Here is an 11,955-nt window from a genome sequence, read left to right on the forward strand (position 1 = left end):
CTTCTTCAATGGGGAAGGAATAGACACGCATGAATCCGGTTATGATCGCGATAGCGTGCGGCCTGGTGGCCGTACTCTATGGATTCATTACCTCGCGGCAGGTGCTCAGCGCATCGGCGGGTAATGAAAAGATGCAGGAAATCGCCGCCGCCATTCAGGAAGGCGCCAAGGCCTATCTCGGCCGTCAATATCGCACCATCGCCATCGTCGGCGTCGTCGTCGCCATCCTCGTCTGGTGGTTCCTTGGCGAAGTTTCGGCGACGGGCTTTCTGATCGGCGCCATTCTGTCGGGCGTCGCCGGCTTCGTCGGCATGAACATCTCGGTAAAGGCCAACGTCCGCACCGCGGCCGCGGCGCAGACGGGTCTTCAGGCCGGCCTGACCATGGCGTTCCGCGCCGGCGCGATCACCGGCATGCTCGTGGCGGGCCTGGCGCTCCTCGCGATCTCGGTCTTCTTCTGGTATCTGATCGGTCCCGGCGGCTACACCGTCGGCGGTGACGATCGCACCGTCGTCGACGCGCTCGTCGCGCTCGCCTTCGGCGCTTCGCTGATCTCGATCTTCGCGCGTCTCGGCGGCGGTATCTTCACCAAGGCCGCCGACGTCGGTGCCGACCTCGTCGGCAAGGTCGAGGCCGGAATTCCGGAAGACGATCCGCGCAACCCCGCGGTGATCGCCGACAACGTCGGCGACAATGTCGGCGACTGCGCCGGCATGGCCGCGGACCTTTTCGAAACCTATGTTGTCACCGTCGGCGCCACCATGGTGCTGATCGCGCTGCTCTTGAAGAGCGCGGGCGACCAGCTGCTGCCGCTGATGAGCCTGCCGCTGCTGATGGGCGGCGTGTGCATCATCACCTCGATCATCGGCACCTATTTCGTTCGTCTCGGCGGCGGCAAGAATGTCATGGGCGCGATGTACAAGGGCTTCCTCGTCACCGCGATCCTGTCGGTCCCGGCGATCTGGTTCTCGACCAGCTATGTGCTGAAAGGCGACATGGATACCGTCGTCACGGGTCAGGCGTTCAACGGCTGGGACCTCTTTTATTGCTCGCTGCTCGGCCTCGTCATCACCGGCCTGATCATCTGGATCACCGAATATTACACCGGCACCAATTACCGCCCGGTGCGGTCGATCGCCAAGGCTTCGGAAACGGGCCATGGCACCAACGTCATCCAGGGTCTGGCGATCAGCCTTGAATCGACCGCGTTGCCGACGCTGGTGATCTGCGCGGGCATCGTCATCGCCTTCCAGATTGCGGGCATCATCGGCATCGCCTTTGCGGCGACCGCGATGCTGGCACTCGCCGGCATGGTTGTCGCGCTCGACGCCTATGGCCCGGTCACCGACAACGCCGGCGGCATTGCCGAAATGGCGGGACTCGACGACAGCGTGCGTGAAAAGACCGACCTGCTCGACGCCGTGGGCAACACGACCAAGGCGGTGACCAAGGGCTATGCCATCGGGTCTGCGGGTCTCGCGGCCTTGGTGCTGTTCGGCACCTATACCGCCGACATCACCGAATATTCGGCGAAGCTCGGCCTCGACGCGCCGCTGACCTTCTCGCTCTCGTCGCCCTATGTCATCGTCGGGCTGCTGCTCGGTGCGCTCTTGCCGTACCTCTTCGGGGCGTTCGGCATGACCGCCGTCGGCCGCGCGGCGGGCGAGGTCGTCAAGGATGTTCGCGAGCAGTTCAAGAACAACCCCGGCATCATGACCTATGAGAGCAAGCCCGACTATGCGCGCACGGTCGACCTGGTCACCAAGGCGGCGATCAAGGAAATGATCATCCCGTCGCTGTTGCCGGTGCTGGCGCCGATCGTGGTGTATTTCGTCATCCGTGGCGTCGCGGGTCCGGCCGCGGCGCTCGAAGCGCTCGGTGCGCTGTTGCTCGGCGTGATCGTCGGCGGGCTGTTCGTCGCGATCTCGATGACCTCGGGCGGCGGCGCATGGGACAACGCCAAGAAATATATCGAAGACGGCAACCACGGCGGCAAGGGCAGCGAGGCCCATAAGGCCGCGGTGACCGGCGACACCGTGGGCGATCCGTACAAGGACACCGCGGGTCCGGCGGTCAACCCGATGATCAAGATCACCAATATCGTGGCGATCCTGCTCCTCGCGGCGCTGGCGCACGGCGCGGCGTAAACCGCCTTCGCCTGCGGGTGAAACAAGAGGCCCCGTCGGAGCGATCCGGCGGGGCTTTTTGGTTTCAATTTCAACTTATGTCGGTTGCCATCCCCGCGCGCGCTTTCTAGGCTGCGCGGTAGAGGGAAGCGCGGGCAATCGGCCCGAATGCCAGTGGGTTGCGCTCTCCGTCGGGGCATGAATACGGAGATTATAATGATCAAGAAGATGTTTGCCGCCGCCTTGCTGGCATCGGCAGTGGCGTGGCCGGCGGTCGGCATGGCGCAGGCGAGCGATATCGTCGTCACCGCGCAAAAGGGGCGCGTCGACACCGCCGTGTTCGGCAAAAGGCCGTTCATGCGCGATCCGCGCCTGTCGCCCGACGGCACCAAGATCGCGGTGATGATGAGCCGCGATGGCGTCGACAATCTGGTCTATCTCGACCTCGCGAAGCCGGGCAGCGCACCGACGCTGATCGCCAAGGCCGAAGAATTTCGTGAGGCGGGCGACCGGACCATGGGGGGCTGGCGCTGGGTCGGCAATCGCACGCTGATCGTGACTTTGCTGTCGCGCGAGAACATCTTCGGGCAGCGCGCCGACCTTCGCCGCCTTGCCGCCTATGATCTTGAATCGGGCAAGCTGACCCCGATCGCGTGGACCGAAGCCGGCGGCGATGGCGGCACGATCCTGCACATCGACGACGAGAAGGAAACGATGCTGATCCAGCGCGGCTTCTTCAAGGACGGCAGCTTCTCGGTGGGCCCCGAAGTGCTCGACGTCGATGTACGCACCGGGAAATTCAAGACCGTCCAACGCCCCAATGTCGAGGTCAGCACCTGGCTGGTCGACGGCAAGGGCGTAATTCGCGGTGGTCTGGGCCAGGACGACAAGGGCAACCAGCGCCTGATGTATCGTTCGGACGCGAGCGGGACGCTCAAGACCGTGTCGAACGCGAAGGACCCGACCTTCACCAATTCGCAGATCGTACCGGAAGTCTTCCTCGACGAACCCGACATGGCCTATGCGACCAGCAACAAGGACAATCTGCGCCGCGTCTACAAGGTCAATATGAAGACGATGGAAGTCGTTGGCGGCCCGGTGTTCCAGCTCAGCCGCTACGATGTCGATGGCATTGTCGTCAACGAGGCTGAGAACGACATGCTGGGTGTCGCTTTCACGACCGACAAGGAGCGGCGCAAATGGACGGATCCGCGCCTCGCGCAGGTCCAGGCATTCTTCGACGAGGATTTCGGTGAAGGCAATGCGATCATCACCTCGACCAACGACGGCGACACCAAGCTGGTCGTTCGTGTCGGCGAGACGAGCGATCCGGGCGGCTATTATCTGTACGATACCGAAAGCGGCAAATTGCAGCTGCTCGGCTGGGTCCACCCGATTTTGCAGGGTGCGAAGATGAATCCGACCGACACGGTCCGCTACAAGGCGTCGGACGGGATGGAGATCGAGGCGGTCGTCACCTATCCGCGCCACCGCAAGGGTGCCAAGAACCTGCCTGTCGTGGTGATGCCGCACGGCGGGCCCTATGGCATCCGCGATGAAGAAGGCTTCGGCTTTTTCCCCTGGCATCAGGCGGTCGCCGAACTCGGTTATGTCGTCATCCAGCCCAATTATCGCGGCTCGGGCGGCTACGGGAAGGAGTTCGTCAAGGAAGGACGCAAGCCCAACGGCTATGGCAACCGGATGCAGGACGACCTCAACGACGCGGTCACCTGGTTCGCCGGGCAAGGCCTGATCGATCCCAAGCGGGCCTGCATCATGGGCTGGTCCTATGGCGGCTATGCGACCGCACGCGGCGCGCAGCGCGACGGCAATCTGTGGAAATGCGCGATCGCGGGTGCGGGCGTTTATGACTTCCCGATGATGAAGTCGTTCGACACCGGCACCTTCGGCAGCTTCGGCGCCAATTTCCAGGCCACCGCCGCCGACCTGATCTCGATCTCGTCGGCACGCAACACCGACGGGAAGTGGTCGCCGATCCTCATCGTCGCCGGTCTGCGCGATGCGCGTATCCCGATCGAGCAGTCGCGCACGCTGGTGTCGCGCCTGAAGGGATCGGGCAAGAAGGAAGGCGTCGACTTCCGCTATGTTGAACAGCCCAAGGGGACGCACAACCTGCCCTATGAGGATGTGCACACCGAATGGCTGGTCGAGACCGAGAAGTGGCTGGAGCGGTTCAACCCCGCCTATATCGCCAGCGATCCCGACAAGCCGGTGCCGGTCGTGGTGACCGTCGACACCAAATAGCATCGGCTATCATTGGAACCCGAGGCGGGCCGCGGAGGATTATCCTTCGCGGCCCGCTTTCATTTGGGCGGCATAGCCGGCCTGGACCATCGCGCTCATCCGGTCGAACAGCGCGTCGGGATCGCTGCGGCGCAGGCCGGGGATCGCAGCTTCTGCACCTTCGGCGACGACGAGCTCGCGCGTGCCCGCATCGACCGCGGCGATAATCTCGGCTGCGGCGAAATCGGGCGACAGGCCATTGTCGATCGCTTTGTCACTTTCGCCGCGCACGCTGCCGTCGGCGTTGAGCGCGTTGCGGCTGACGTTGGTCGCGATCGATCCGGGAGCGACGACGAGCACTCTCAGCCCGAGATGTTCATTTTCGGCGCGGATGCTGTCGTGATAGCCGATCAGCCCATGTTTGGCGGCGCAATAGGCGCTGCGCAGCGGCACCCCGGCGATGCCCGCGACGCTGGAAATCGCGACGATCTGGCCACCGCCCGCCGCGACCATGCGCGGCAGCAGTTGCTGGGTGAGGGCAATGGGGGCGAGCAGGTCGACGTCGACGATCTTCTGATACACCGAAAAATCGGTCTCGATCGCTAGGCTGCGCTGTGAGATGCCGGCGTTGTTGACGAGGCCGTCGATCCGGCCGCACCAGTTCCACGCTTCCTCGGCCATCAACGGCAGCGCGGCGTAATCCGTCGCCTCGAAGGGCAGGATCATCGTGCCGGGGCCGCAATCCTTCGCCACGGCTTCGAGTGCCGCGACATTGCGCCCCGACAGGATCAGCCGCGCGCCGCGCGCCGACAGCGCGCGCGCCAGTGCGGCACCGATCCCCGAAGACGCGCCCGTGACCCACCAAACTTGATCCTGCATATTGGCATCCTATCTGTCATTTCGTCCCAGCCTGAAACGGCTGTGCGGGGGCGTCAAGGCGCCTACCCACGCATTTCCGTGCAGGGGTGGCAATTTTGTTGCGACTCTGTTATAATAAATATCAACACGCCGACATTCTGTCTCTTCCCGTCGCTGGGCTGGGGCACGTTCGGCGTTTCCGATGGAGCCATATCCCTTGTCACTCTGACTGGCTAGCGCCGCCGAAATGCTCCGATCCCCCTCGCAGGAGGGCAGGATGCACCGGCTTTGACCCGCTTCCCCGTCCCCGACAAGGCACAGAAAGGAAACTGCATGTCCGCAAACACCCTCCTCTTCGAAGTCGGTGACTATGTCGTTTATCCGAAGCATGGCGTGGGGCGCGTCATCGAACTGCAGCGGTCGGAAATCGCCGGTATGCAGCTTGAGCTTTATGTCCTGCGCTTTGAAAAAGAAAAAATGACCCTGCGCGTTCCGACCAACAAGGCCGAGGGCGTGGGCATGCGCAAGCTGTCGTCGGACAAGACGCTGAAGGAAGCGCTGCAGGTTCTGACCACCAAGCCGAAGGTCAAGCGCACCATGTGGTCGCGCCGCGCCCAGGAATATGAAGCGAAGATCAATTCGGGCGACCTGGTGTCGATCGCCGAAGTGACCCGCGACCTGTTCCGCGCCGACGACCAGCCCGAGCAGAGCTATTCGGAACGCCAGATCTTCGAAGCCGCCTCGAGCCGCCTCGCCCGCGAACTGGGCGCGATGGAAGAGAGCGACGAAAAGACGGCGCAGGCGAAGATCCTCGAGATCCTGAACGAAAATGCGCCGCGCTATTATGTGGAGAAGGTGGTTTAAGCCAGGCTTCGACGCGATGCCAAAAAGGAAAGGGCGGTCCGAAAGGGTCGCCCTTTTTTCTTGCCCTCTCCCATTTAGGGAGAGGGCAGCGAGACTTGGTGGCTCTGCCACCTAGTCGCAGCGGGTGAGGGCGTTTTTCGAAACCTCCGGACCCTCACCCTCCCATTGCTGCGCAATGGGTCCCTCCCTCTCCTTAGATGGGAGAGGGGATTCAGGGATATTTCGCCGCCACGAAATACAGCCCGTCGGGCGGGGCGTTCAGGCCCAGCGCGTTGCGATCCGCGGCCTCCAGCGCCGCCCGTAAATCACGCGCCGACCATTTCCCGTACCCGACCAGCGCAAGGCAGCCGACCATCGAGCGCACCTGGTGGTGGAGGAAGCTGCGCGCCGCGGCCTCGATAATCAGCTCGTCGCCATGGCGGCTGACGGTCAGCTTATCGAGCGTCTTCACCGGGCTTTGCGACTGGCAATGCGCCGAGCGGAAAGTCGTGAAATCATGCAGCCCCAGCAGCAGTTGCGCCGCGTCGTGCATCGCCGCGGCGTCGAGCGGCCGGGCGAATTGCCAGGCCAGTCCCTTGTCCCACGTCAACGGCGCGCGGCGATTGACGATGCGATATTCATAGGAACGACCGATGCAGGCGAAGCGCGAATGCCAGTCGTCGTCCGCCACCTCGCACCCGATGATCGCGATCGGGGCAGGGCGAAGCTGGGCGTTGATCGCCTCCATCAGGCGGAAGGGCGCCAGCGGCTTTTCGATATCGACATGGCCGCGCATCGCGATGGCGTGGACCCCGGCATCGGTGCGTCCGGCGCTGAACACCGCGGTGTCTTCGCCGGTAATCTTCGTGACGGCTTGCTCGATCGCTTGCTGGACACTCGGCCCATGCGCCTGCCGCTGCCAGCCCATATAGGGACGGCCGTCATATTCGATGGTGAGGGCAAAGCGCGTCATCGCCGCCCCTTAGCCGTTCGCATCGAGCGAAGTCGAGATGCTCATCGGTCGCGCGCGCCTTCGAGGTGTCTCGACTTCGCTCGACACGAACGGAAATCAGGCGAGGCGCGTGCCCTGGGGAATCGGGCGGCCGCGCAGCAGGTCGGGGGCGTCCATCGCGGGCTTGCCGGCGCGCTGGACGCGCGTCGCGCGGATCGCGCCGGGGTTGCAGGCGATGGTCAGCGCATCGTCGAGCGTGACGCCCGGCGCGGCGCCCGGGGCGCTTTGCGTCGGATGGATCACCTCGACGGCGAGCAGTTTGTACCGCTCGCCGTCGAGTTCGAAAAAGGCGCCCGGCATCGGGTTGAAGGCGCGGACCTGGCGCTCGACCTGCACCGCACTCGTCAGGAAATCCAGCCGAGCCTCGCTCTTGTCGATCTTGGCCGCGTAAGTAACGCCGTCGTCGGGCTGCGCTTCGGGCAGGAAGGCGTGGAGATCGCTGAGCGCCTTGACCATCAGCGCGGCGCCCATCGCGGCGAGTTCGTCGGTCAGCTCGCCCGCGGTCTTGTCGTCGACCCCGGTCCGCCCGACGAGCCGCATCGCGCCGGTGTCGAGCCCCGCGTCCATCTGCATGATCGTCACGCCGGTCTCGCCGTCGCCCGACAGGATCGCGCGCTGCACCGGCGCCGCGCCGCGCCAGCGCGGCAGGATCGAGCCATGGACGTTGAGGCAGCCCTCGCGCGGCGCGCTCAGGATCGCCTGCGGCAGGATCAGGCCGTAAGCGGCGACCACCGCGACATCGAGGTCGAGCGCGGCGAATTCGGCCTGCGCTTCGGGGCTTTTCAGACTCTTGGGCGTGCAGACGGGCAGGCTATGGTCTTCGGCCCAGTTGTGGACGGCGCTTTGCTGCACCTTCTTGCCGCGCTGGGCGGGGCGGGGGGGCTGGGTGTAGACCGCGACGATCTGATGCCCCGCGGCGTGGAGCGCGGCGAGCGTCGGTACCGCGAAGGGCGGCGTTCCCATGAAGGCGATGCGCATGGGTGCGGGCTTTGGATGAGGTTGCGATGCGGCGCAAGTCCCTCTCCCATCGGGAGAGGGTTGCGCAAGCTTGGCAGCTTGCTGCCTAGCTGGAGCTGGGTGAGGGGATGCGCCCGGTCGATGACTCACCGCCCCTCACCCAGCTTCGCCTAGCGAACGAGTTCGCAAGTCTTCGCAACCCTCTCCCGACGGGAGAGGGGATATTGCGCCGACCCCGCAGCCTCACTACCACCACCCCATGGCGTCCACCGAAATCGAAGCCCTCGTCCAGCAACTCGCCCGCCTGCCGGGCCTCGGCCCGCGCTCGGCGCGGCGCGCGGTGCTGCACCTGATGAAGAAGCGCGAGAGCAGTTTTGCGCCGCTGCTCGCGGCGTTGCAGAGCGTGTCCGAACGGCTCGTCACCTGTACCATTTGCGGCAATGTCGACACGCAGGACCCGTGCGCGATCTGCGCCGATCCGCGCCGCGATGAGCGGTCTTTATGCGTCGTCGAGGAGGTGTCTGACCTGTGGGCGCTCGACAAGTCGCGGCTTTTTCCGGGCAAATATCATGTGCTCGGCGGACGGCTGTCGGCGCTGGAGGGGGTGCGGCCGCAGGACCTCAGCATCGATGCGCTGGTCGCGCGCGTCGCGGCGGGCGGGATCGACGAGGTGGTGCTGGCGATGAACGCGACGCTGGAGGGGCAGACGACGGCGCATTATCTCGCCGAGCGGCTGGAGGGCTATCCGGTGCGGCTGACGCAGCTGGCGCATGGCCTGCCGGTAGGCGGCGAGCTCGATTATCTCGACGAGGGGACGCTGGCGCAGGCGCTGAGGGCGCGGCGGCCGGTGGGGTGAGAAGCTACTTTCGTCTTCTGCTCGTTTGTATGCTGGTTGCCACCCTGCCTGCATTGTTCGCAGGTTTCGCCGCTTGGGCGCATAATCCGCAGGGCGAATTCGTCGATCTGGAAACCGGCGTGTGGAAGAGCGACCTTTATGAGATTTTCGCAGCGTGGTGGATCATGTCGGGCGTCTTCCTGGTTGTTTTGGCGACCTGTTTCATCCTGATCCGAACGGTCATTTCGCGTTGGCGCCAGCGGGCATGAAATGGCGATGCGTCGCCTTGATCGCGCTTGCCCTGTCCGCTTGTGCCGCGCGCGAGGTCAAGCCGACCGAGGCTGAAATGGACCGGGTCGAGGCGGCATTGGGACGCGAGGAGTGTATAGGCGATCTCAAAAGCTGGCTTCGCCGCTATCATTACAAACTGGAATTCTCGCCGGAGGAGTCAGAGGCAGCTTGGAAGGAGCGGCGTGAGCCGCAGCCGACCGCCTATAACAAATCTGTTATCGAAGTGGATTTGCGCGAGGCTAATTTTGAGGAATTTGGGAACGGAAGACGGAGCTATTCCAACTATCCCGAGGGTTCGGGCGGGATAGATGATCGCGATTATCGGATGGCTTTTGGGACGTTCGACGTTGCGACGGGGCTTCTAAATCTGGCCGCCTGTGGTGAAAATATGGCCCCTTGACCCTGCGCCTCTCCGACCATACCTGCACGCCATGGCCCTTTTACCCATCATAGAGACCCCCGATCCGCGGCTGCGCGTCATTTCGAAGCCGGTCGAGACCTTCGACGCCGAGTTGAAGACGCTGATCGCCGACATGTTCGAGACGATGTACGACGCCCCCGGTATCGGGCTGGCGGCGATTCAGGTCGGCGTCGCGAAGCGCATCCTGGTGATCGACCTGCAGGAACCCGATCCCGAGGATGAGAGCGGCGAAAGGCTGCTGCGCACCCCGCGCGTGTTCATCAACCCCGTTTTCTCCGAGGAAAGCGAAGAGCATAGCGTCTATCAGGAGGGCTGCCTGTCGGTCCCCGAGCAATATGCCGATGTGACGCGCCCCGCCGAGGTCACCGTCGACTGGCAGGACGCCGACGGCAAGCCTCACAGCGAACGCATGACCGGGCTGATGGCGACGTGCATCCAGCACGAGCATGACCATCTGGAAGGCATTCTCTTCATCGACCATCTGTCGCGGTTGAAGCGCGAGATGGTGCTCAAGAAGCTGATGAAGATGCGGAAAGCGGCTTAAATCCCTCTCCCATCTAGGGAGAGGGCAGCGAAACTTGCGAATTTATTCGCTAGTTGCAGCGGGTGAGGGCGTTTTGCCGCCGATAGGGCGCACCCCCTCACCCAGCTTCGCCTAGGCGGCAGAACCGCCAAGGCTGCGCAACCCTCTCCCTCAAGGGGAGAGGGAAGGGGCTATCCCGCCTTTGCTACCGCGACCATCGCGGGGCGCAGCAGGCGGTCTTTCATCATATAACCCGCCTGCATTTCCTGCACGATCGTGCCGGGGGTCTGATCGCTCGGGATTTCGAGCATCGCCTGGTGCTGGTTGGGGTCGAGCGGCAGGCCGATCGCGGCGATGCGGGTGATGCCGTTGCGTTCGAAGACGCTGAGCAATTCGCGCTCGGTCGCTTCGAGCCCGGTGACGAGCGGCTTGATCCCCTCGTCGGCGCGCTGCTCCTCGCTGAGAGCGGCGAGCGCACGGCCGAGATTGTCGGCGACTGACAGGATATCGCGCGCGAATTTCGTCGCGGCATAGGCGTGCGCGTCGGCGACTTCCTTTTCGCCGCGGCGGCGGACGTTCTGCGTCTCGGCGCGCGAATAGAGCAGGTCCTGCTGCAGCGCCGCGACCTGTTCGGCGAGCTTCGCAACTTCGTCATTCTCACCGGCGGTGGGCGTCGTCGCATCGGCCTCGGCCGCGACATTTTCGGGGGTCAGCGCGTCTTCGGCGCGCGTGTCGTTGTCAGTATTTGTCATAAACCTATCGTATCAGTCTGGAGAGCGATTGGGCGGTGAAATCCACCATGGGAACGATGCGGGCATAGTTCAAGCGCGTCGGACCGATCACGCCGACAACCCCGACCACGCGCCCGTCCGATCCGCGATAGGGCGCCGCTATCACGGACGAGCCCGAAAGCGAGAATAATTTATTCTCCGACCCGATGAAAATCCGCGTCGCGGCCCCCTCGCGCGCGCTGTCGAGCAACCCGGCGATCTCCTGCTTGGTTTCGAGTTCGTCGAGCAATTGGCGGACCCGGTCGAGGTCGCCGACCGCGCTCTCGTCGAGCAAATTGGCTTGGCCGCGCACGATCAGCACCGGGCGGTCGGCGCCGTCGGACGACCAGACCGCGAGCCCGCGCGACACCATATCCTGCGCGGCGCGGTCGATCGCGATGCGTTCGGCCTCGATCTCGCGGCGCACCCGCGCCATCGCTTCGGCGAGGGTGAGGCCCGACAGGGTCGCGCTGATATAATTGCCCGCCTCGATCAGCGCCGAAGGGTTCAGGCCGGGCGGAATGGCGATGACGCGGTTCTCGACCGCGCCGTCGCCCGCGACGAGCACGACGAGCGCCTGGCTGGCCGACAGCGGCACGAAGGCGAGCTGTTTGAGCACGCGCTCATGCTTGGGGACGAGCACGAGCCCGGCGCAGGCCGAGAGGCCCGAGAGCGCCGAGGTCGCCTGCGCGAGCGCGCTTTCGATCGGGCCGGCGTCGGACAAGGACGCCTCAATCTGGGCGCGGTCCTCGGCCGATGGTTCGGCGACCTGCATCATGCCGTCGACGAACAGGCGCAGCCCCTGTTCGGTGGGCAGGCGGCCGGCGCTGGTGTGCGGGCTGGCGAGCAGGCCATATTCCTCGAGATCCTGCATCACGTTGCGGATCGACGCGGGGGAGAGGTTGAGACTGGCGAGCTTCGACAGCGTGCGCGAGCCGACCGGTTGGCCGGTTTCGAGATAGGCGTCGACGACCATCCGGAACACGTCGCGGGCGCGCGTGGTGAGTTCGGTGATCGGCGGCGTGGTCATGGGGAGGATTTAGGGATGCAGGAGGCCGAGCGCAACAAAGCTGGA

General features: G+C 64.4%; 12 protein-coding genes. 7 read left to right on the forward strand and 5 right to left on the reverse strand.

Features of this window, described 5'->3' with window-relative positions; translation table 11 throughout:
- Positions 1-29: 29 nt before the first annotated feature.
- Together AC07U1_RS16255 and AC07U1_RS16260 are read left to right on the forward strand one after the other, a co-directional pair.
- The gene (locus AC07U1_RS16255) at positions 30-2,147 is read left to right on the forward strand and encodes a sodium-translocating pyrophosphatase (RefSeq protein WP_495178300.1); all 2,118 of its coding nucleotides are present in this window, start codon (positions 30-32) and stop codon (positions 2,145-2,147) included.
- Positions 2,148-2,342: 195 nt separating this feature from the next.
- On the forward strand, positions 2,343-4,391 hold the full coding sequence (locus AC07U1_RS16260; protein ID WP_162248597.1) for an alpha/beta hydrolase family protein: 2,049 nt from the start codon (positions 2,343-2,345) through the stop codon (positions 4,389-4,391).
- A gap of 39 nt (positions 4,392-4,430) precedes the next feature.
- Here AC07U1_RS16260 and AC07U1_RS16265 read toward each other — a convergent pair whose 3' ends face one another.
- Complete coding sequence (locus AC07U1_RS16265) at positions 4,431-5,249, reverse strand: SDR family NAD(P)-dependent oxidoreductase (protein WP_495178299.1); 819 nt, start codon at positions 5,247-5,249, stop codon at positions 4,431-4,433.
- 312 nt (positions 5,250-5,561) lie between these two features.
- Between AC07U1_RS16265 and AC07U1_RS16270 the strand changes: the two genes are divergently transcribed.
- Complete coding sequence (locus AC07U1_RS16270; RefSeq protein WP_056349127.1) at positions 5,562-6,092, forward strand: CarD family transcriptional regulator; 531 nt, start codon at positions 5,562-5,564, stop codon at positions 6,090-6,092.
- Positions 6,093-6,303: 211 nt separating this feature from the next.
- On the opposite strand, the gene truA is transcribed toward AC07U1_RS16270, so the two are convergent.
- Both truA and fmt read right to left on the reverse strand, forming a co-directional pair.
- Positions 6,304-7,044: a tRNA pseudouridine(38-40) synthase TruA gene (gene truA, locus AC07U1_RS16275; RefSeq protein ID WP_495178298.1), complete on the reverse strand. Its 741-nt coding sequence runs from the start codon at positions 7,042-7,044 to the stop codon at positions 6,304-6,306.
- Between the two features lie 96 nt (positions 7,045-7,140).
- A complete protein-coding gene (gene fmt, locus AC07U1_RS16280; protein ID WP_495178297.1) occupies positions 7,141-8,061 on the reverse strand; it encodes a methionyl-tRNA formyltransferase in 921 nt (306 codons plus the stop codon).
- 238 nt (positions 8,062-8,299) lie between these two features.
- On the opposite strand from fmt, the gene recR reads away from it, so the two are divergent.
- From recR to def, 4 genes are read left to right on the forward strand one after another with little or no spacing between them, the layout of a single operon-like run.
- On the forward strand, positions 8,300-8,896 hold the full coding sequence (gene recR, locus AC07U1_RS16285) for a recombination mediator RecR (RefSeq protein ID WP_492740031.1): 597 nt from the start codon (positions 8,300-8,302) through the stop codon (positions 8,894-8,896).
- A gap of 53 nt (positions 8,897-8,949) precedes the next feature.
- Positions 8,950-9,144 (forward strand): hypothetical protein, encoded by a 195-nt coding sequence (locus tag AC07U1_RS16290; protein WP_495197748.1) that lies wholly within the window; start codon positions 8,950-8,952, stop codon positions 9,142-9,144.
- 17 nt (positions 9,145-9,161) lie between these two features.
- Complete coding sequence (locus AC07U1_RS16295) at positions 9,162-9,566, forward strand: hypothetical protein (RefSeq protein ID WP_495197749.1); 405 nt, start codon at positions 9,162-9,164, stop codon at positions 9,564-9,566.
- Positions 9,567-9,597: 31 nt separating this feature from the next.
- A complete protein-coding gene (gene def, locus AC07U1_RS16300) occupies positions 9,598-10,131 on the forward strand; it encodes a peptide deformylase (RefSeq protein ID WP_495178295.1) in 534 nt (177 codons plus the stop codon).
- Positions 10,132-10,301: 170 nt separating this feature from the next.
- On the opposite strand, the gene grpE is transcribed toward def, so the two are convergent.
- Both grpE and hrcA read right to left on the reverse strand, forming a co-directional pair.
- Entirely contained in the window at positions 10,302-10,862 is a 561-nt protein-coding gene (grpE, locus tag AC07U1_RS16305; RefSeq protein ID WP_495178294.1) for a nucleotide exchange factor GrpE, read from the reverse strand.
- A 4-nt stretch (positions 10,863-10,866) separates the two neighbouring features.
- Positions 10,867-11,910, reverse strand: coding sequence for a heat-inducible transcriptional repressor HrcA (gene hrcA, locus AC07U1_RS16310; RefSeq protein ID WP_495178293.1), 1,044 nt, complete (start codon positions 11,908-11,910; stop codon positions 10,867-10,869).
- Positions 11,911-11,955 lie beyond the last annotated feature (45 nt).

This window comes from Sphingopyxis sp. GW821-FHT02C12, assembly GCF_059421785.1.